Origin of the sequence: Planosporangium flavigriseum (assembly GCF_011947225.1) — a bacterium.
GTDB lineage: Bacteria > Actinomycetota > Actinomycetes > Mycobacteriales > Micromonosporaceae > Planosporangium > Planosporangium flavigriseum.
In genome coordinates this window covers 70,767-90,788 of record NZ_JAATVW010000003.1, presented here as the reverse complement: position 1 = coordinate 90,788, position 20,022 = coordinate 70,767, and the positions used below count along the sequence as shown (strand labels likewise).

Genomic DNA, 20,022 nt, shown 5'->3' with positions numbered 1-20,022 from the left:
CCGGGGCAGCGTCCGCCCCGGCCACGGGCCTTGGTCGATGGGCACACCCGGTGCAAGACTCGGGAGGTGCCTAGTGCCAGAGGGGCGGCCAGGTGAGACGACGGGTGCAGCGGTCGGTGATCATCACCGACGCCGAGCCGAGCCAGGACGATCAGCTGAGGTCACGGCAGATCAAGTACCTGATCATGATGTCGATCAGGGCGCTCTGCCTGATTCTCGCGGCCGTGCTGGTGAGCCTGCGCGTGCCGCTGTTGCCGCTCTGGCTGATCCTGTGCGTGACCGCCATGATTCTCCTGCCATGGCTCGCGGTGATGCTGGCGAACGACCGGCCGCCCAAGGAGCAGTACCGGCTGTCCAACAAGCTGCACCTGCGCGCCCGCGCCGAGGAGGCGCCGCCCAACGCGATCGCCCCGGCCCGGGAGCCGACGGTCATCGACGCAGAGGAGTAGGGCGCCCGCCGATCACGCCGACGGCTGCGGCACCCAGGTCCGTACCCGCGCGGAGCGCCTGCGCCGGAGATCCGCCCGACAGCCACGCCGACAGCACCCCTGCGGCGAACGCATCCCCGGCCCCGGTCGCGTCCACCACCGACGCGGGCGCAGCGGGGGCCTCGATCACGCCGCCGCCGGAGGCGGCCGAGGTGGCCGAGGCGGCGGAGACGCCCGCGGTCGCCCACACGGCACCGGCCGCACCGCACGTCACCACGGCATGCCCCACGTAGCCAGCGAGCCGGATCGCCACCTCGACCGGGGAGCCGTCGCCGACCAGTACCGTCGCTTCCTCGAGGTTAGCCAGGAGGACGTCGACTCCGCGTACCCAGGACAGCATGGCCTCGGCCCCGATGCGCCGCAGCAACGGCGCGGCGGCCAGCGCCAGGCTGGTGGTCAGGCCGGCGCGGGCGGCGGCGGCCAGGGCGTACCGGCCGGCGTCCCGGGCTGGGGGATCCAGCAGCGTGTACCCGTTGAGGTGTAGATGGCGCGCGCCGGACGCCAGCCCGGCGTCCACGTCCGCGGTGGTCAGCAGAAGGTTCGCGCCGCGGTCGGACAGCATCGTCCGCGTCCCGGCGCTCGACAGGACGACCACGCTGCCGGTGGACGCGCCCTCGGCGCGGCGCACGATCGTGCGTACTCCCGCCGCTTCCAACTCGGCCACGCGAGCGGCTCCCGCTTGGTCCGCACCGACCACGCCGACGAACACCGTCGGTACGCCGGAGGCGGCGAGCCAGGCCGCGGTGTTGGCGGCCGAGCCCCCGCCCAGAATGCGTACCTTCGCAGGGACGTCCGAGTCGACGGCGAGGGGTTGTTGGTGCACGGCGACCACGTCGGTGATGACGTCGCCGACCACGAGCACAACCGTTGCCACGGGCGTGGTCACGGGCGTGGTCACGGGTGGGCGTAGGCCAGCGCCACCTTCGCGGCGAGCTCCGCGTTGCGCAGGATGATCCGAATGTTCACGGCGAGGCTGCGACCCTCGGTGGCGGCGTGGAAGTGGGCCAGCAGGTAGGGCGTGACGGCCTTGCCGGCGATGCGAGCGCGGGCGAGGCCGGCCAGCCCGTCGGCCAGTACCCGATCATGCAGTTCCGGGTCGAGCTGCTCATCGGCCGGCAGCGGGTTGGCGACGATCAACCCCGCGCGGGACACGCCGTGGCTCTCGCGCGCCTGCATGATCCGAGCCACCTCCTCCGAGCTCTCGACCGACCAGTCCAGGTCGTGCCCGCTGTCGGCGAGGTAGAAACCGGGGAACCGGCGGGTCCGGTACCCGACGACGGGCACCCCGAGCGTCTCGAGGCGCTCCAGCGTCGCGCCGACATCCAGGATCGACTTCACCCCGGCGCACACGACCGTGATCGGGGTGTGTGCCAGCGTCGTCAGGTCAGCGGATTCGTCGAAGCTCTCCGCCGCGGCCCGGTGCACCCCGCCGAGGCCGCCCGTGGCGAACACCGGGATGCCGGCGCGCGCCGCAACGGCGGCGGTGGCGGCGACCGTCGTGGCGCCGTCGACGCCGAGGGCGGCCGCCACGGCCAGGTCGCGCGCCGAGAGCTTGGCCACGTCGTCGGCGGTCGCCAACCGGGCCAGCTGCGCCTCGTCCAGGCCGACGATGAGCTGACCACCGACCATGCCGATGGTGGCCGGGACGGCGCCCGCGCTGCGTACGGTCTGCTCGATCTCCTGCGCGACCTTCAGGTTGTCCGGCCGGGGCAGTCCGTGCGACATGATCGTGCTCTCCAACGCCACGACGGGTCGACCATCGCGGAGCGCCGCCGCCACCTCGGGCTTGAATCTGATCGAGAAGTCACCCACAGCGAAACCCTACGGCCCGGCGCGGCACCGACCGCCGTTCGGCTGGCAGACTGGGATGTCCGTACCGGTGGCGGCGCCTTCGGGTGCCGCTCCCAGCAAGTTCGTAGAGAGGGAGCGCGTGGTGACCACTGGCCCCGAGTCCAGCACCGACACGATCGTCGAAGAACGGGTCGACTATCGCACCGACGAGGGCGACCACGAGCGTTTTTCGCACTATGTGCCCAAGGACAAGCTCATGCAGGCGATGGTCGAGGGCGTTCCGGTACGAGCGCTCTGCGGCAAGCTGTGGGTGCCGTCACGGGATCCACAGCGGTTCCCGGTCTGCCCCGAGTGCAAGCGAATCTATGACGAGGTCATCCCCGAGTAACGGCCCTCTGTCGTGACGTTGTCGTGCGGTGCCGGCCTCATTTGAAGGCCGGCACGCGGGACGAGATGCGCCTCGATCCGTCTCCCGGCGGTTAAGCTTCTCCCGACGCCTTCGCGTAGCCCGGCTCGCCCCGTGTGGCCTGCCCGCCGCGGGGGCTGATTCATGTCGGCGATCCGCCGTCGGCCATCACGGGAGGGGAGTGCATGCCGCCGCGTCCAACACCGGAGGCCAGCCCCAATCTGCGGGCGTGGCAGCGCAAGGCCCTCGTGTCGTACCTGCGGCGGCCCGCCGAGGACTTCCTGGCGGTCGCGACGCCGGGCGCCGGTAAGACCACCTTCGCGCTGCGAATCGCCGCTGAACTGCTGGCGGACGGAACCGTCGACGCGGTGACGGTGGTCGCGCCGACCGAGCACCTGAAGGTCCAGTGGGCCACTGCTGCCGGGCGCGTGGGGATCCAGTTGGACCCGATGTTCCGCAACTCCGACGTCCACTCCTCGGCCGACTTCCACGGAGCGGTGCTGACCTATGCCCAGGTCGGCATGGCGCCCGACGTGCACCGCCGGCGCACCATGACCCGCAAGACCCTGGTGATCCTCGACGAGATCCACCACGCGGGCGACTCGCGCTCGTGGGGTGACGGCGTGAAGGCGGCGTTCGAGCCGGCGGTACGCCGGTTGATGCTGACCGGTACGCCGTTCCGCTCCGACGACAACCCGATCCCGTTCGTCGAGTACGAGCGGGGGTCGGACGGGCTGCCGCGGTCGCGGGCCGACGCCGTGTACGGGTACTCCGACGCCCTCGCCGACGGCGTCGTGCGCCCGGTCATCTTCCTCGCGTACTCGGGGGAGACTCGCTGGCGCACCTCGGCCGGTGATGAACTGGCGGCGCGCCTCGGCGAGCCGATGACCCAGGACCTCGTCGCGCAGGCCTGGCGGACCGCGCTCGACCCGCGCGGGGACTGGATGCCGCAGGTGCTGCGGGCGGCCGACGCGCGGCTGCGCGTGAAGCGGGCCGGCGGCATGCCCGACGCGGGTGGCCTGGTCATCGCGAGCGACCAGCAGTCCGCCCGGGCGTACGCGAAACTGCTCCACGACATCACCGGCGAGAAGGCGACCGTCGTCCTCTCCGACGACGCCGGCGCGTCGGGCAAGATCGCGGAGTTCTCCGCCTCGGAGGACCGCTGGCTGGTCGCGGTCCGGATGGTCTCCGAAGGCGTCGACATCCCGCGGCTGGCCGTCGGCGTGTACGCGACGAGCGCCTCCACCCCGCTCTACTTCGCCCAGGCCATCGGCCGGTTCGTCCGGGCTCGCCGCCCCGGCGAGACCGCGACGGTGTTCCTGCCCAGCGTGCCCCACCTGCTCGGGCTGGCTAGCGAGATGGAGGTCCAGCGCGACCACGTGCTCGGCGAGCCCAAGAAGCGCGAAGGCTTCGACGACGAACTGCTGGAGCGGGCTCAGCGCAACGAGCAGGCGAGCGGGGAGCTGGAGAAGCAGTTCGAGGCGCTCAGCGCCACCGCCGAGCTGGACCAGGTGATCTTCGACGGCGCGTCGTTCGGCACGCCGGTTGGGACCGGTACGCCCGAGGAGGAGGAGTACCTCGGCCTTCCCGGTCTCCTCACGCCCGACCAGGTGTCGATGCTGCTGTCGAAGCGGCAGGCCGAGCAGGTCGCGGCGGAGAGCCGCCACCGGGCGACGGCGGTCGCCGAGCAGCCGGCCGCCCCTCGACAGGCCGCACCGACCACCGCGGGGGAGCGGCGGGTCGTCCTGCGCCGCCAGCTCAACGCGCTGGTCGCCGCGCACCACCACCGGACCGGGCTACCGCACGGGAAGATCCACGCGGAGCTGCGCCGCCGGTGCGGGGGTCCGCCGAGCGCCCAGGCAACGATCGAGCAGCTCGAAGAGCGGATCGCCACGCTACAGACGCTCTGAGGCGACGATCAGCCTCCGCCAGGTGCGAGTGCCTGCCGGAAAATGCCGCAGGGCGCCCCCGAAGGGACGCCCTGCGTTCGTTATCAGACCGATCAGTTGTTCATCAGGTCGGTGCCGCGCCAGGAGAACTCCGGAGCGACGGCCACGTCGACCGCGATCTTCGCCAACTGTTCGGCGTACTTGTTTGCGTGATGTCCGCAGAACACGAGCTCGCCGCCTTCGGCCACTCGGATCCGCAGCTTGCCCGCCGCGTTGCAGCGGTCGCACCGTTCATCGGTGGCGGGCGCCACCAGCTCCGGCGGCGGCGTGAGAGTCGGGGTCATCGCCATCCTCCTTTGGTCGTCACCGACGAACGCATTTAATACGTTGCCGTTTCACACATCGTTCAACATTGGCCGGGCGATAAGCCTTCCCGGCCCACCTACGGGACGAAGGTCACAGTTCCGTCGCGACCGGCCACCGCTGGCTGCGGTGACGTCTTCATAGCCTGCCACAGAACCGATCACAAGACGGCACATACCCAGGTCTGAGTACGGACGTACGCCTAGTGTGACCACGGACACACCATGGAATGGCCGTTCGGATGACTGCGTACCCGCCGCTTAGTCCAAGTAATCGCGGAGTACCTGAGAGCGTGACGGGTGACGCAGCTTCGACATCGTCTTCGACTCGATCTGCCGGATCCGCTCGCGGGTCACCCCGTAGACCTGGCCTATCTCGTCGAGGGTGCGCGGCTGCCCGTCCGTGAGGCCGAAGCGGAGCCTTACGACGCCCGCTTCGCGCTCCGACAGCGTCTGCAGCACCTGCTGTAGCTGGTCCTGCAGCAGCGAGAAGGACACCGCGTCGACGGCCACGACCGCCTCGGAGTCCTCGATGAAGTCGCCGAGCTGGCTGTCGCCTTCGTCACCGATGGTCTGGTCGAGCGAGATCGGTTCCCGAGCGTACTGCTGGATCTCCAGCACCTTCTCGGGGGTGATGTCCATCTCCTTCGCGAGCTCTTCCGGGGTGGGCTCGCGACCGAGGTCCTGCAGCAGCTCGCGCTGGATGCGGCCGAGCTTGTTGATCACCTCGACCATGTGGACCGGGATACGGATGGTGCGGGCCTGGTCGGCCATGGCGCGGGTGATGGCCTGGCGGATCCACCAGGTGGCGTACGTGGAGAACTTGTAGCCCTTGGTGTAGTCGAACTTCTCCACGGCGCGGATGAGGCCGAGGTTGCCCTCCTGGATGAGGTCCAGGAACGCCATGCCCCGCCCGGTGTACCGCTTGGCCAGCGACACGACCAGCCGCAGGTTGGCCTCGAGCAGGTGGTTCTTGGCGCGCTCGCCGTCCCTGGAGATCCAGAGCAGGTCGCGCTTCATCGGGATGGCGATCTCCTCGCCGTTCTCCTCGACGGCGCGCAGCCGCTCGGCGGCGTACAGGCCGGCCTCGATCCGCTTGGCCAGGTCGACCTCCTGCTCGGCGTTCAGCAGGGGGACCTTGCCGATCTGCTTCAGGTAGGCCCGGACCGAGTCCGCCGAAGCGGTCAGCTCCGCGTCGCGGCGGGCCGCCTTGAGGGCCTCCGACTCGTCGTCGTCCCAGTCGAAGTCGTCCGCGGCGTCCGCCGCGGCGGCCTGGGCCAGCTCGGGGGTCGGCTCCTCCTCGACGATGTCCTCGATGTCGGCGGCCAACGCCTCGGCGTCAAGTTCGCCCTCGTCGGGCTCGTCGCCGTCGGCCTTCTTGCCGCGGGTGGCCTTGGCGGTCTTCGCCGCGGCGTCGCCCGGCGCCGCCTTGCGGGTGGTCTTGGCGGCGTCGCCGGCGGTGGCCTTCTTGGCCACGGTCTTCTTGGCGGTCTTGGCCGCTTGCGCCGGGGCGTCGGCGGACTCGTCCGAACCCTGCTCGGCAACCTTCTTCTCGGGCTTCGGGGCCGCCGCTCGGGTGGCTACCGGTGCCTTCGCGGTGGTGGCCTTGGAGGCCGGCGTGGCGGACCGGGCGGCGGCCACCCGGCGTCGGCTGGAGCCGGAGTCATCGACCACCACGGTCACTCCCGATTCGGCCAGAGCGCGGAGGAGCTTCTTGGCCTGAGCGGGAGTCACCTCCGCGGATTCGACCGCGCGGGCTACATCTGCCGACGTCAGCTGGCCACCCTTGGTGGTCGCATGTGCGATCAGCGAGTCGGCTAGTGAGCGTACGTCGGCGCCGGTCTGGCGGGGTGCTGTCACGGACGACCTTCCCGAGGCAAAGAGCGAGCGTGGCCTCCCCGACCAGCTTCGCCGCAGGACGAAACCGCTTACGAGTGTGGCCGGGTTTGATGTCTTGGAGCCCGTACGCCGCGGGCCGGGGCGATCCGTAACGCAGCGGGCAAGCGTGAATTGTAACGCTGATATTCGGGATCGACCTGCTGCGAGCGGACGAGGTGGTTCCGTTGTTGCGGATCACATCGCCGGGCTTGGGCTGGGAAGTATCGTACCCGCGCCTTAGGAGGTAACCATGGACCATGCACCGGCTCCGCTCCCGGCAGCGGCGGACCTGCTCGACATCGCCGTCGCTGTGGCTCGCCGAGCCGCTGACCTGGCCCGATCGATGCGGGATCGCGGCGTCGAAGGCATATCGACCAAGAGCACCGACACGGACATCGTGACCGCCGCCGACCGGGCGGTGGAGCAGCAGGTCATCGAGGATTTGCGGATCCGCCGGCCGGACGACGCCGTCATGGGCGAGGAGTCCGGGGCCGTCGACGGCCGGGACAGCCGGGTGCGGTGGATCCTCGACCCGATCGACGGCACGGTGAACTACCTCTACGGCCTTCCGGTGTATGCCGTATCTCTCGCTGCGGAGGTGGACGGGGTGGTTGTCGCTGGCGTCGTGCGCAATCCCGCCACCGGCGACGAGTGGACGGCGACGCGGGGCGGCGGCGCGTACTCCGGTGGGCGCAGGCTGGCCGGCTCGCAGGTCACGGAACTTGGTCAGGCGCTGGTCGGGACCGGCTTCGGGTACGACGCGGCCCGCCGGGCCCATCAGGCGCGGGTACTCGCGCAGGTGCTCCCGCGCGTCCGCGACGTCCGGCGGATGGGTGCTGCGGCGATCGACCTCTGCCTGGCCGCGGAGGGCGCCCTGGACGCCGTGTACGAGAAGGGGCTCAACCTGTGGGACTACGCCGCCGGTGGGCTCGTGGCCGAGGAGGCCGGGCTACGGGTCACCGGCCTGGCCGGCGCCCCGCCCAGCGGCGAGATGGTGGTGGCAGCCCCCGAGGCGCTGTACCGGCCCCTGCATGATCTGCTCGTCGCGTTCGACGCGACCGGCGGGCCGTGATCAGGTCTCGCGGATGTCGCAGGTGCCCTTGGGCAACGGGGCGCGACCGACGGACGCGAGTGCCAGCCGCTGTTCGGTTTCGGTGGCGAGCTTCTTGAATGACGGGCCCAGTACGACGTCGATTGTTTCGTCCTGACGGCTCGGGTCGAATTCACGGACCGCTTCGTTCAGGAAGTACGAGCGGACTACCCACGCCGCGCCGACCATCTTCGGGCCGTACCGTAGAACTGCCACGCCTTCGACCGGCTTAGCGAGCGGGTCATTGCTCGCCTTTTCCGGGTCCACCTTGAATTTCCGTTGTTTGAATTCCTGGGCGATCTCTTTGGCCAGACCGGGCCGATCTGTCGCGTTGTATACGTTCAGCTGGATGGTCTCGGAGTCCGCGAGCCGGGTATCCACCCGCACGGCGTCCTTGGGGCACGAAGCGCCCTTGGCCTGAGTCTGTTTGTCTTTGACGATGCTGACCGTCACGAGCACGAGCGCGGCGAGGAAGAGCGCGCCGACGATGACGAGCGCTCGAATTCTCGCAATGGTCATCTGTCGGCTCCCGTAGAACTGTCTGGCACCCGACAGTTGCCGGGCGGGCGTGCAACGGTGGTTGACTCGCGGCGCGGCGTGCAGCCTATGGTCGCCGCCGAGGTTAGCGTGTACCCGCTCGCCGTGCGCGACCAGTCGGCGCGGCTCGCCGAGCGGATGTTCCCTTGACCTCTAAGCCCGTACCGTGGTGTCGCCTGAATCACATTGGGAACAAGTTTCCGCGCGGAGGCGTACAACCAACGCACGGGAGCGGTAAGGTTCCGCGCTCGCAAGATACATTTCCGGCGCAGGTATGCACGATCAGTGCCGGAAGCCGCGGCGAGAAGTGCTCCAGGGCGGGTACGGAAACGACGACGTCCGGCGGTACGCACGGCGCGACACGAATTTGGGGAGTGTGACTGACCGATGGCCACCGACTACGACGCCCCGCGTCGCGACGAGGTCGACCTCGGCGAGGACAGTCTGGAGGAGCTCAAGGCGCGACGCGTCGACGCTCAGTCGGCCATCGTCGATGTGGACGAGGCCGAGGTGGCGGAGAGCTTCGAATTGCCCGGAGCTGACCTTGCCGACGAGGAGCTAACCGTCAAGGTGCTGCCGATGCAGGCGGACGAGTTCCGCTGCTCGCGCTGCTTCCTGGTGCACCACCGCAGCCAGTTGGCGGCGGAGCGCAACGGCGAGCTGATCTGTCGCGAGTGCGCCTGACGCAGGCGGCATAGATTGCTGTCGCTTCGGGTAGTGGCATAGGAGCGACGACCGATCCGGCGACCGGTCTGGACACCTCGTGACGATGCGCGGGCCAGGCTGGTCGCGGGTACGAGGGAGGGCGGTACCGTGTCTGAGGGTGATCAGCTGTCCGAGGGGAATCGGTTCGGGGTCGGCGGTGCCGGCCCCGAGAAGACGGATGGTGGCGACGCCGTTGACAGGGGCGACGACACCGTGCGGCTCGACAGAGTCGACCACGTCGACCCGGCCCGACTGGCGGCTGTTGACCGTTCGGACGTCGACGGGGCCCTCCATGTGGACGGCGCTGATCTCTCCGGCGCGGTCGCCGCGCTGACCGACGACACGCTCGACCGCAAAACGCGGGCGAAGCTGCTCGGCCGGATGGTGCGCCAGGAGATCCGCGACCGCGGCGTGAAGGATCTGCTGCGCCCGAAGACCGCCGTGCGGTGGGTGGTCGACGCCGTGACCGAGGCTGCCCCGCACATTCCGGTCCGTGATCTTGCGGCGCTACGGGCGCACCACGACGGACTTGACGGCGACGCCCTGGCCGAGCGCCTGGTGCGCAACGCCGCCCGCGTCACGGCCGGCATCGGTGCGGCGAGCGGCGGCGTGGCCGCCGTCGAGTGGGCCGCCGCGCCGACGCTGTTATCCGCGCCGGTGCTGCTGGCCGCCGAGACCGTCGCCGTCGTCGCGGTTGAGATCAAGCTCATCGCCGAGCTGCACGAGGTCTACCGCCAGCCGGTGCCCGGTAACGGCGCGCAGCGGGCGGTCGCGCTGTTACAGGCATGGGCGAGCCGGCGCGGCATCAACCCCCTCACCCAGGGCCGGGGGGTGGCGGCCGCCCTCGGTACGGCGGCCCGTAAGGAGCTGCGGGAGCGGCTGATCCGCCGGCTCGGGCGCAACCTGACCTCCCTCGGTCCGCTGCTGACCGGCGCCGCGGTCGCGGGCTTCCTCAACCAGCGGGCGACCACCTCGCTCGGCACGGAGATCCGTGCGGATCTGGGGCGGCGCCGGCCGATCGTGATCGAGCCGGGGGACTAGCGCTCCGCTACTCCGCCGGGGCGCTGTCCGCGCTGGCGCGCGCGGCGAGCAGGGATGCCGCGAGGGCCGCCGGCCGCCGTGAGCTGACCACCCAGTACGGGGTGGGGTCATTCGGGTCGTTGAGGTGCACCTGTACGGCCCCCTTGATCCACGGCCGCTGAACGACGAACGCGTACGGGTGGGCCGCCACGCCGAGCAGCGTCCGCTTCTCCGCCACGCCCAGCACCGTGACCCCGGCCACGTACCGCACGGGCAGCCGGGCGTCGTCGACGCGCAGTTCGCCGTCGGCGACCGCCACCCGCAGCCGTCCGAGCGCCCAGAGGCCGGCGGCCGTCGCCGGCAGCAGGATCGCGTACGGCACCCAGGCCCGCAGCCCCGGCGCCCCGAGGTGCAGCTCGGCGGCCAACAGGGCGGTGAACGCGAGGGCGGGCGGCCACAGCCACCACGGCACGCGTAGCCGTTCCACGTGTCGGATGGGGGCCTCGTTGCCGGTCTGCGCAGCGGCTTGCTGTGGCACGGTGCGAGAGTACGACGCAGTCCGCGTAGTCGACACGGCAGGATGTAGCGCATGGAAGACACGACGGTTCCGGTAGCGGTACGGCGGCTTGATCCGGACTTGCCGCTACCGGCGTACGCCCATCCGGGTGATGCCGGCGCGGATCTGGTGGCGGCCGAGGACGCCGAGCTCGCGCCGGGAGGAGGCCGCGCGCTGGTCCGTACCGGGATCGAGATCGCGCTGCCGGACGGGTACGTGGGGCTGGTGCACCCGCGTTCGGGGCTGGCCACCCGCCTCGGCGTGACCGTGCTGAACGCGCCGGGGACGGTCGACGCCGGGTACCGCGGCGAGATCATGGTCAACCTGGTGAACCACGATCCGGAGTCGACGGCGAAGATCTGTCGCGGCGACCGCATCGCCCAACTTGTCGTTCAGCAGGTGGAGCGGGCACACTTCCACGTCGTTGACCAGCTACCGCCGTCCGGGCGGGGCGTGGGGGGTCACGGTTCGACCGGCGGACACGCCGGGCTGGTCAGCGACCAGTCTGGCGACCTAGACCGGTCGGGAACGAACGGAGACGTTGAGTGATCTTCTCGCGGAGTCGCGGGAGCGGGGGGCGCCACCAGAAGGTGGACGACGCGCGGCGGGCCAGGCACGCCGGGGACCGGCGCGCCCGCGATGAGTTCGGATCGGACAACGGCGAACGGGTGCCGTCGGCGACGACCGGCCCGTACGACGTGACCGCCGCGCCGGATGGCGTTGAGCGCCTCGATCTCGGCAGCATGCAGATCCCCGCGGTACCGGACGTGGAGGTGCGCGTACAGGCGGCCCCCGACGGCCAGGTTCAGCAGGTCGTGCTGGTGTCCGGGGAGAGCGCGTTGCAGCTCGGCGTGTTCGCCGCCCCGCGTACCGAGGGGATCTGGGACGAGGTGCGCGAAGAGATCCGCGAGCAGCTGGCGGGTGACGGCTTCGCGTCCGAGGAGATCGACGGGGCGTACGGCACCGAGCTGCGCTCGCAGATCCGGACCCCGGAAGGCGCCATGGACATCCGGTTCGTCGGTATCGACGGGCCGCGGTGGATGGTGCGCGCCGTCTTCCAGGGCCCGGCGGCCGCCGATCCGGCGCAGGCCGGCCCACTGGCTGCGTGCCTGGAGGGTCTGGTCGTCGACCGCGGCAGCGAGGCCATGCCGGTCCGTGAGCCGCTGCCGCTGCGGCTGCCCCGCGAGGTCGCCCAGCAGGCGGAGCAGAGCGACGGCACCGACGGGATGGCCGTGGTCACCGACGAGCAAGCCCCTCGTCAGGCTTGACCGGTCACGCGATGATGACGGGTGCGGGAACATCGCCCGCCAAGGAGGGTGACAGCAAGGCCATGGCCACCGAGGAAAAGTCCTCACCGGTACGGCGGTTCGTGCGCCGCCTGTTCGCGAGCCCCGAGGAGCTCGACGCCGAGGAACTCCAGCGGGACGCGGCGCAGAGCGGCAGCACCCCGGCGTGTGATGTGCGCCGGGGACAGCTGGTCACCGTCACCGGCAGGCTGCGTACAGTGGTCTATACGCCGCGCACCAACCTGCCGACGCTGGAGGCGGACCTGTACGACGGCAGTGACCTGATCCGCCTGATCTGGCTGGGCCGCCGGCACATCGCCGGCATCGAGCCGGGGCGTTCGATCACGGCGCGGGGGCGCATCGCGTTCCGCGACGACCGCAAGGTCATCTTCAATCCGTACTACGAACTGGAAGTCCCGCGCCCATGACGCAGCCCGGCGATGGCCGCCTGAGCACCCGCCAGCCGAGCACCGGCGACGACGAGGAGGAGATCGCCCTCCCGTCCTTCTCCGAGCAGATCGCCGAGCAGCTTGGCGGAGTCCGTGGGCTGGCCGAGTCGAGCATCCCGGTCGCGGTCTTCGTGGTCGCCAACATCGCGTGGGCGCTGCGGCCGGCGGTCATCCTCGCCGTCGTCGTCGGGCTCGGTATCGCGGGCTTCCGACTGTCGCGCCGGGAACCGATCCGGCACGCCCTCAACGGGCTGTTCGGCATCGCATTAGGCGCCGTGCTGGCGGCCAGGACCGGGCAGGCGAAGGATTTCCACCTGCCGACGATCCTCTACACGCTCGGGTACGCGGCGGCGCTGATCGGGTCGGTCGTCGTGCGCCGGCCCCTGGTGGGCTGGTTGTGGTCGGTCACCTTCGCCGGCGGCACCGACCGGTGGCGCACCGAGCCGCAGCTGCTTCGCCTGTTCGGCCGGCTGACCGTCGTCTGGGCCGCCGTGTATGTGATCAAGGTGTCCGTGCTCGGCGGGCTGTACCTCGCGAACCAGGACAACGCTCTCGGCATCGCCCGGCTGGCGCTCGGCTACCCGCCGTACGCCCTGCTTCTGGTGATCACGGTGTACGCCGTGCGCCGGGTGACCCGGACGCTGTCGGCCTGACGAGCGTCAGGACGTCCTGGACCGGGTCCGCTCAACGCTGTCCGAGCCGAGGATGACCGCCCGGACGTCGTCTTCGACGTCGCCGGTGCACACGAAGACCAGCTCGTCGCCGGCCTCCAGCGGATCGTCCTGGCTCGGTACGAGTACCCGCTTGCCCCGCAGGATCGCCACCAGCGCCGAGTCCCTGGGCAGCGGCACCTCGCGCACCGGGTGACCGACGTACGGAGCCGACGGCGGCAGCGTGATCTCCACGAGGTTGGCCGCGCCCTGGCGGAAGGTCATGATGCGGACCAGGTCGCCGACCGTCACGGCCTCCTCGACCAGCGCCGCCATCATGCGGGGCTTGCTCACCGACACGTCGATGCCCCACTGCTCGGTGAACAGCCACTCGTTCTCGGCGCGGTTGACCCGGGCGACGACCCGCGGTACGGCGAACTCGGTCTTGGCCAGCAGCGAGACCACCAGGTTGACCTTGTCGTCGCCGGTGGCGGCCACCACGACGTCGCACTCGGACAGGTTGGCCTGTTGCAGGCTGGACACCTCGCAGGCGTCGGCGAGCACCCACTCGGCCGCGGGCACCCGCGACGGCAGCAGGCGGGCCGGTTCCTTTTCGATCAGCATGACCTGGTGGCCGTTGTCCACCAGTTCCTGGGCGATGGAGCGGCCGACGTTGCCGGCTCCGGCGATTGCGACCTTCATCAGTGTGCCCCTTCCGGCGCCGCGCCCGTGATCTTCGTCACCGGTGCCGCCAGCTCGTCGGTGACGAGCATGTACACCTGGTCACCCTCCTGCACGACCGTCGACACGGTCGGCAGCGTGCCGATGCCGAAGCGCATGACGTACGCCACCCGGGCGCCGGTAGCGTCCTCCAGCGCGCGCAGCGGTCGGCCGACCCATCCGGGGTGCACCGGCACCTCCATGATCGACACCGAGCTGGTCGGGTCGCGCCACACCTCGGCCGGGCCGTCCTGGACGAGCTGGCGCAGCATCCGTTCTGCGGTCCAGCGCACGGTCGCCACCGTGGGGATGCCCAGCCGCTCGTACACCTCGGCGCGCTTGGGGTCGTAGATCCGGGCGACCACGCGCTGTACGCCGAAGGTCTCCCGCGCCACCCGCGCGGAGATGATGTTTGAGTTGTCGCCGGAGGAGACGGCGGCGAAGCCGTCGGCGCGTTCGATGCCGGCCGTGGTCAGCACCTGCCGGTCGAAGCCCTCGCCGGTGATGGTCAGGCCGGAGAACTCGGCGCCCAGGCGGCGGAACGCGTCTCCGTTGCGGTCGACGACTGCCACGGTATGGCCCCGGGCTTGCAGGCTCAACGCCAGCGTCGAGCCGACGCGGCCGCAGCCCATGATGACGATGTGCACGCTGGCCCTCCGGACTTCCTACCTCAGGTATCGCTGTGAGCATGACACGGCGTGTCCGTTCGCGATGCGGGACGGTACACCCGTACCCCTACCAGGGTAGAGATCACCCACCCACGTCTTGGTACGCGCGCGTAGCACTACTCTTGCTGCCGTGGCCAGTCCCACCTCTTATCTGAAACGGCTGCTCGTCGGCCGTCCGTTCCGCTCCGACCGCCTCCAGCACACGCTGCTGCCCAAGCGGATCGCGCTGCCCGTGTTCGCCTCCGATGCCCTGTCGTCCGTGGCGTACGCGCCGGACGAGATCTTCCTGACCCTGTCGGTGGCCGGTGCGTCGGCCTTCGTCTTCTCGCCGTGGATCGGGCTCGGCGTCGCCGTCGTGATGCTGACGGTCGTCGCGAGCTACCGGCAGAACGTGCACGCGTACCCGTCGGGCGGCGGTGACTACGAGGTCGCGACCGTCAACTTAGGGTCCAGGTACGGGCTCGGGGTGGCGAGCGCCCTGATGGTGGACTACGTCTTGACGGTGGCCGTGTCCATCTCGTCCGGCGTGCAGAACCTCGGGTCGGCGGTGCCCTGGGTGGCCGAGCACGCGCCGCTGGTCGCGGTGGTGCTCGTGCTGGTGCTGACCGCGCTGAACCTGCGCGGGGTTCGGGAGGCGGGTACCGCGTTCGCCATCCCCACGTACGCGTTCATGATCGGCATCATCGGCATGGTTGCCTGGGGGCTGTTCCGGCACTTCGGGCTCGGCGATCCGGTGCGGGCCGAGAGCGCCGACATCCACGTGCGGGCCGAGCACTCCATCGCCGGCTTCGCCATGGTGTTCCTGCTCGCCCGGTCGTTCTCCTCGGGCTGTGCCGCGCTGACCGGAGTCGAGGCGATCTCCAACGGGGTGCCCGCGTTCAAGCAGCCCAAGAGCCGCAACGCCGCCACGACGCTGCTGATGCTCGGCGTGATCGCGATCACCATGCTGGTCGGCATCATCACGCTCGCGCGCATCACCGGCGTCCAGTTCGTCGAGTGCGACGAGATCAAGTCGGGCTGCACCGCCGCCGATCTGCAGATCATCTCCGCGCCGGTGGACTACGTGCAGCAGACGGTGGTCGCCCAGTTGGCCGGCGCGGTCTTCAACCACTTCCCGGTCGGCTTCTGGTTCGTGATCGCCACCACGGCGCTGATCCTGGTGCTCGCGGCCAACACGGCGTTCAACGGCTTCCCGGTGCTCGGCTCGATCCTGGCCCAGGACCGCTACCTGCCCCGCCAGCTACACACCCGCGGCGACCGCCTCGCGTTCAGCAACGGCATCATGTTTCTCGCCGCCTTCGCGATCGTGCTGATCCTCGCGTTCCGGGCCGAGACGACCCGCCTGATCCAGCTCTACATCGTCGGCGTGTTCGTGTCGTTCACGCTGTCGCAGACCGGCATGGTGCGCCACTGGAACCGGCTGCTACGCATCGAGCGCGACCCGGCGGTCCGGCGGCGGATGATGCGGTCCCGCGCGATCAACGTCTTCGGTTTAGGGCTGACCGGCTTCGTCCTGGTCATCGTGCTGGTCACCAAGTTCACCAAGGGTGCCTGGATCTCGATCGTCGCGATGGGCATGATCTACCTGCTGATGCTGACCATCCGCCGGCACTACGACCGGGTGGCGCGGGAGCTGGAGCCGTCGGAGGACAAGCCGATGCTGCCCTCGCGAAACCACGCGGTGGTGCTGGTCAGCAAGGTGCACCAGCCCACGCTCCGGGCCCTCGCGTACGCCCTGGCGACGCGGCCGGACTCGCTGACCGCGGTGACCGTCAACGTCGACGACAGCGACACCCGGGCGATCCAGGTGGAGTGGGAGCGGCGCGAACTGAGCGTGCCCTTGACGGTCGTGGACTCCCCGTTCCGCGAGATCACCAACCCGATCATCGACTTCGTGAAGTCGATGCGCCGTGAGTCGCCCCGCGATGTGGTCACCGTCTTCATTCCCGAGTACGTGGTCGGCCACTGGTGGGAGCACCTGCTGCACAACCAGAGCGCGCTGCGGATCAAGACCCGGCTGCTGTTCATGCCCGGTGTGATGGTCACCAGCGTGCCGTGGCAGCTCAGCTCGACCCAGGGCAAGAACATCGAGCGTCCGGTCGAGTGGCGTACCACGCAGCGCGGCCCACGCGCCGGTGCCGGCCGCCCCGACGAGCCGAGGCGCGCCGACGACGAGTTCGCACCCCGTGGTTGATGATGGATGAGCTGCTGGATTTGACGGTCGGGCCCGTTGCGCACGGCGGGCACTGCGTCGCCCGGCTACCCGACGGTCAGGTGGTGTTCGTGCGGCACGCGCTGCCCGGGGAGCGGGTACGCGCGGCCGTCACCGAGCGTCGGCGCGGGTACCTGCGCGCCGACGCGGTCGAGGTGCTCCAGCCGTCGCCGGATCGGGTCGAGGAGCCGTGCAAGTACGCCAAGCCGGGCCGCTGCGGCGGCTGCGACTGGCAGCACGCCACGCCGGAGGCGCAGCACGAGCTCAAGACCGCCGTGGTGCGGGAGTTGCTCACCCGGATCGGCGGCTTCACCGTCGCCGAGGTGGACGACCTCGGGGTACGCGTGGAGCCGCTGCCCGGCGGGCCGCTCGGTTGGCGGACGCGGGTGCAGTACGCCGTGGACGCGGCCGGCCGGCCGGGGTTCCGCAAGCACCGCTCGCACGACATCATCCCCATCGACCGCTGCCTGATCGCGCACGAGCGGATCCAGGAGGCGCCGGTGACCGACCGCACCTGGCCGGTGAAGGGTGGCGGGGTTGAGGTGGTGGCCTCGTCGTGCGGTGATCTCACCATCTTCACCAGGCCGCGGGGCGGCCGGACACCCCGCCTGGTCTCCGGGCCGCGCCTGGTCCGCGAACGTGCGGTGGGCCGCGAATGGAAGATCGACGCGACCGGGTTCTGGCAGGTCCACCCGGCCGCGCCGGACGCGCTCGCGGGCGCGGTTCTGGACTTCCTCCAACCCCGGCCGGGGGAGCGGGCCTGGGACCTGTACGGCGGGGCCGGGCTGTTCGCCGCGGCGCTCGCGCCCGCGCTCGGCCCGGAGGGGCGGGTGACGATCGTGGAGTCCTCGCCGGGCGGGGTCACCGCGGCCCGGCGCAACCTCGCCGACCTGCCGCAGGTACGCGTGGTGGCCGGGGACGTCGGCACCGTGCTGGGCAACCCGCGCTGGCGCAGCGTGGACCTGGTCGTGCTGGACCCGCCGCGGGCGGGTATCGGCCGGGAGGTGGTCGCTGCGGTGACCGCCCGGCACCCTCGTGCGGTCGCGTACGTCTCCTGCGACCCGGCCGCGTTCGCCCGGGACGTGGCGACGTTCCGCGAGCGCGGCTGGCGGCTGTCGAAGTTGCGTGGTTTTGATGCCTACCCCATGACGCAGCACGTGGAGCTCGTGGGCCTTCTCACGCCAGTCTCGTGATCACCGGGAGTTGCGGGTGCCATCAGTCCCGTAACTCCCGGTGATCGTAGGGTATGTGAGGGAAATGTGTAGGAATGATCGGTCCCGATGATCGGATGCGACGCCCCGCTAGACTGGCCCGTCATGAGCGCTTCTGAGGGCCCAGCCAGTGTTATCGGCACGATCCGAGACCCGCGCGACCTCAGGGGCCTGACGAGTGAGCAGCTGACCCTGCTCGCCGCCGAGATTCGCGACTTCCTCGTCGCGAAGGTCTCGCGCACCGGTGGCCACCTGGGCCCCAACCTCGGCGTCGTGGAGCTCACGCTCGCGCTGCACCGCGTGTTCGACTCGCCCAAGGACAAGATCCTTTTCGACACCGGCCACCAGGCGTACGTGCACAAAATCGTGACCGGCCGCCAGGAGGGCTTCGACGCGCTGCGCCAGCGCGGCGGCCTGTCGGGCTACCCGAGCCAGGGCGAGAGCGAGCACGACATCATCGAGAACTCGCACGCCTCCACGGCGCTGTCCTATGCCGACGGTCTCGCCAAGGCGTTCGCGCTGCGCGGCGAGAAGCGGCACGTCGTGGCCGTGGTCGGCGACGGCGCGCTGACCGGGGGCATGTGCTGGGAGGCGCTCAACAACATCGCCGCGGCCAAGAACCCCGTGGTCATCGTCGTCAACGACAACGGCCGCTCGTACGCGCCGACGATCGGGGGCCTGGCCGACCACCTGGCGACGCTGCGCCTGAGCCCCGGGTACGAGAAGGTCCTCGACCTGTTCAAGGAGGCCCTCGGGCACACGCCGGTGGTCGGCGGGCCGCTCTACGAGGTGCTGCACGGCCTCAAGAAGGGCCTCAAGGACGCCGTCTCGCCGCAGGCGATGTTCGAAGATCTCGGCATCAAGTACGTCGGCGCGGTCGACGGGCACGACCTGGCCGCGATGGAGTCGGCCCTGCGCCGGGCCAGGGCGTTCGGCGGCCCGGTCATCGTGCACGCGGTCACCCGCAAGGGGTACGGCTACCAGCCGGCCGAGGAGCATGAGGCCGACTGTTTCCACGGCCCGGGCGCGTTCGACCCGCAGACCGGCAAGCTGCTCGCGCCGGCCTCGGTGAAGTGGACCAGCGTCTTCGCCGATGAACTCGTCGCGATCGCCGACGAGCGGCCGGACGTGGTCGGCATCACCGCGGCCATGGCCGAGCCGACCGGCATCGCCAAACTCATGCGCAGGTACCCCGAGCGCGCCTATGACGTCGGCATCGCCGAGCAGCACGCCATCACCTCGGCGGCCGGGCTCGCGATCGGTGGGCTGCACCCGGTCGTCGCGGTGTACGCGACGTTCCTCAACCGGGCCTTCGACCAGGTCCTGCTCGACGTGGCGATGCACAAGCTGCCCGTCACCATCGTGCTCGACCGGGCGGGCATCACGGGGCCGGACGGCCCCAGCCACTACGGCATGTGGGACATGTCGGTCTTCGGGGTGGTGCCGGGCCTGCGGATCGCCGCGCCGCGCGACGCCGCGACCCTGCGCGAGGAGCTTCGCGAGGCGGTGGCGGTCACCGACGGCCCGACGATCCTGCGCTTCCCGACCGGTACGGTCGCCGCGGACCTGCCCGCGATCGACCGCGTCGGCACCGTTGACGTCCTGGCCCGGGCCGAGCGACGCGACGTCCTGCTCGTCGCGGTCGGCGCGTTCGCCCACCTCGGCGTCGAGGTCGCCGCGCGGTTGAGCGAGCAGGGGTACGGCGTGACCGTCGTCGACCCGCGCTGGGTCCGCCCCGTGCCGGACGAGATCGTCGGGCTGGCCCGGGAGCACCGGCTCGTGGTGACCGTGGAGGACGGCGTGCGCACCGGCGGCGTCGGCGACGCGGTCGCCAAGGCGCTGCGCGACGCAGACGTGTGGGTTCCCCTGCGTGACCTCGGCGTACCGCGGGACTGGCACCCGCACGGCAGCCGCGCGGAGATCCTCGCGGCCCTCGGGCTCACCGCCCAGGACGTCGCCCGACAGGTGACCGAGTGGATGACCGGGCTGGAAGACCCCACGCTGCCCCGCACGCGCGTGGTCTCGAACGGCCGAAGCGGCCGCTGACGCGTCGCTCGCCCCGTCGGAGCGCGCGTGCGCGCACAATGGCGAGACGGGGCATCCC

Annotated in this window: 21 protein-coding genes; 13 read left to right on the top strand and 8 right to left on the bottom strand. The window is 70.6% G+C overall.

The window, feature by feature from the left end; all coding sequences use genetic code 11:
• The first annotated feature begins 92 nt into the window (after positions 1-92).
• Entirely contained in the window at positions 93-449 is a 357-nt protein-coding gene (locus HC028_RS05505; RefSeq protein WP_168073600.1) for a DUF3099 domain-containing protein, read from the top strand.
• On the opposite strand, the gene HC028_RS05500 is transcribed toward HC028_RS05505, so the two are convergent.
• Both HC028_RS05500 and HC028_RS05495 read right to left on the bottom strand, forming a co-directional pair.
• The gene (locus HC028_RS05500) at positions 430-1,386 is read right to left on the bottom strand and encodes a carbohydrate kinase family protein (RefSeq protein ID WP_239075752.1); all 957 of its coding nucleotides are present in this window, start codon (positions 1,384-1,386) and stop codon (positions 430-432) included. The genes HC028_RS05505 and HC028_RS05500 overlap by 20 nt on opposite strands.
• Positions 1,383-2,300: a pseudouridine-5'-phosphate glycosidase gene (locus HC028_RS05495; RefSeq protein WP_168073598.1), complete on the bottom strand. Its 918-nt coding sequence runs from the start codon at positions 2,298-2,300 to the stop codon at positions 1,383-1,385. Before HC028_RS05495 ends, HC028_RS05500 begins: the two co-directional genes overlap by 4 nt.
• Positions 2,301-2,421: 121 nt before the next feature.
• Here HC028_RS05495 and HC028_RS28070 point away from each other — a divergent pair, with 121 nt between their 5' ends.
• Together HC028_RS28070 and HC028_RS05485 are read left to right on the top strand one after the other, a co-directional pair.
• Positions 2,422-2,667 carry a DUF3039 domain-containing protein gene (locus tag HC028_RS28070; RefSeq protein WP_239075751.1) on the top strand — a complete coding sequence of 82 codons (246 nt, stop codon included), beginning with the start codon at positions 2,422-2,424 and terminating at the stop codon, positions 2,665-2,667.
• 203 nt (positions 2,668-2,870) lie between these two features.
• On the top strand, positions 2,871-4,595 hold the full coding sequence (locus HC028_RS05485; protein ID WP_168073594.1) for a DEAD/DEAH box helicase: 1,725 nt from the start codon (positions 2,871-2,873) through the stop codon (positions 4,593-4,595).
• 92 nt (positions 4,596-4,687) lie between these two features.
• On the opposite strand, the gene HC028_RS05480 is transcribed toward HC028_RS05485, so the two are convergent.
• Entirely contained in the window at positions 4,688-4,918 is a 231-nt protein-coding gene (locus HC028_RS05480) for a DUF7455 domain-containing protein (RefSeq protein WP_168073592.1), read from the bottom strand.
• Between the two features lie 279 nt (positions 4,919-5,197).
• Positions 5,198-6,796, bottom strand: a complete 1,599-nt coding sequence (locus HC028_RS05475) for an RNA polymerase sigma factor (RefSeq protein ID WP_168073590.1) — start codon at positions 6,794-6,796, stop codon at positions 5,198-5,200.
• A 268-nt stretch (positions 6,797-7,064) separates the two neighbouring features.
• On the opposite strand from HC028_RS05475, the gene HC028_RS05470 reads away from it, so the two are divergent.
• Entirely contained in the window at positions 7,065-7,886 is an 822-nt protein-coding gene (locus HC028_RS05470) for an inositol monophosphatase family protein (protein WP_168073588.1), read from the top strand.
• On the opposite strand, the gene HC028_RS05465 is transcribed toward HC028_RS05470, so the two are convergent.
• Positions 7,887-8,423, bottom strand: a complete 537-nt coding sequence (locus tag HC028_RS05465) for a LytR C-terminal domain-containing protein (RefSeq protein WP_168073586.1) — start codon at positions 8,421-8,423, stop codon at positions 7,887-7,889.
• A gap of 405 nt (positions 8,424-8,828) precedes the next feature.
• Between HC028_RS05465 and HC028_RS05460 the strand changes: the two genes are divergently transcribed.
• Positions 8,829-9,125: a DUF4193 domain-containing protein gene (locus HC028_RS05460; protein ID WP_167923257.1), complete on the top strand. Its 297-nt coding sequence runs from the start codon at positions 8,829-8,831 to the stop codon at positions 9,123-9,125.
• 273 nt (positions 9,126-9,398) lie between these two features.
• Complete coding sequence (locus tag HC028_RS05455) at positions 9,399-10,187, top strand: hypothetical protein (protein ID WP_205861133.1); 789 nt, start codon at positions 9,399-9,401, stop codon at positions 10,185-10,187.
• 7 nt (positions 10,188-10,194) lie between these two features.
• Here HC028_RS05455 and HC028_RS05450 read toward each other — a convergent pair whose 3' ends face one another.
• Entirely contained in the window at positions 10,195-10,704 is a 510-nt protein-coding gene (locus HC028_RS05450; protein ID WP_168073584.1) for a DUF3093 domain-containing protein, read from the bottom strand.
• 51 nt (positions 10,705-10,755) lie between these two features.
• Between HC028_RS05450 and dut the strand changes: the two genes are divergently transcribed.
• From dut to HC028_RS05430, 4 genes are all read left to right on the top strand, one after another.
• Positions 10,756-11,271, top strand: coding sequence for a dUTP diphosphatase (gene dut / locus HC028_RS05445; protein WP_168073582.1), 516 nt, complete (start codon positions 10,756-10,758; stop codon positions 11,269-11,271).
• Positions 11,268-11,990 (top strand): DUF3710 domain-containing protein, encoded by a 723-nt coding sequence (locus HC028_RS05440; RefSeq protein WP_168073580.1) that lies wholly within the window; start codon positions 11,268-11,270, stop codon positions 11,988-11,990. The genes dut and HC028_RS05440 overlap by 4 nt, the downstream gene beginning before the upstream one ends.
• Before the next feature lie 62 nt (positions 11,991-12,052).
• The gene (locus HC028_RS05435; RefSeq protein WP_168073578.1) at positions 12,053-12,436 is read left to right on the top strand and encodes an OB-fold nucleic acid binding domain-containing protein; all 384 of its coding nucleotides are present in this window, start codon (positions 12,053-12,055) and stop codon (positions 12,434-12,436) included.
• On the top strand, positions 12,433-13,110 hold the full coding sequence (locus tag HC028_RS05430; protein WP_168073576.1) for a DUF3159 domain-containing protein: 678 nt from the start codon (positions 12,433-12,435) through the stop codon (positions 13,108-13,110). Before HC028_RS05435 ends, HC028_RS05430 begins: the two co-directional genes overlap by 4 nt.
• 6 nt (positions 13,111-13,116) lie before the next feature.
• On the opposite strand, the gene HC028_RS05425 is transcribed toward HC028_RS05430, so the two are convergent.
• Together HC028_RS05425 and HC028_RS05420 are read right to left on the bottom strand one after the other, a co-directional pair.
• The gene (locus HC028_RS05425; protein ID WP_168073574.1) at positions 13,117-13,809 is read right to left on the bottom strand and encodes a potassium channel family protein; all 693 of its coding nucleotides are present in this window, start codon (positions 13,807-13,809) and stop codon (positions 13,117-13,119) included.
• Entirely contained in the window at positions 13,809-14,474 is a 666-nt protein-coding gene (locus HC028_RS05420) for a potassium channel family protein (RefSeq protein WP_168073572.1), read from the bottom strand. The genes HC028_RS05425 and HC028_RS05420 overlap by 1 nt, the downstream gene beginning before the upstream one ends.
• A 151-nt stretch (positions 14,475-14,625) precedes the next feature.
• On the opposite strand from HC028_RS05420, the gene HC028_RS05415 reads away from it, so the two are divergent.
• The 3 genes from HC028_RS05415 (at position 14,626) to dxs (ending at position 19,964) form a co-directional block, all read left to right on the top strand.
• Positions 14,626-16,689, top strand: coding sequence for an APC family permease (locus HC028_RS05415; RefSeq protein WP_168073570.1), 2,064 nt, complete (start codon positions 14,626-14,628; stop codon positions 16,687-16,689).
• Positions 16,689-17,900, top strand: coding sequence for a class I SAM-dependent RNA methyltransferase (locus tag HC028_RS05410; RefSeq protein ID WP_168073568.1), 1,212 nt, complete (start codon positions 16,689-16,691; stop codon positions 17,898-17,900). Before HC028_RS05415 ends, HC028_RS05410 begins: the two co-directional genes overlap by 1 nt.
• A 123-nt stretch (positions 17,901-18,023) precedes the next feature.
• The gene (dxs, locus tag HC028_RS05405; RefSeq protein WP_203981384.1) at positions 18,024-19,964 is read left to right on the top strand and encodes a 1-deoxy-D-xylulose-5-phosphate synthase; all 1,941 of its coding nucleotides are present in this window, start codon (positions 18,024-18,026) and stop codon (positions 19,962-19,964) included.
• Positions 19,965-20,022 lie beyond the last annotated feature (58 nt).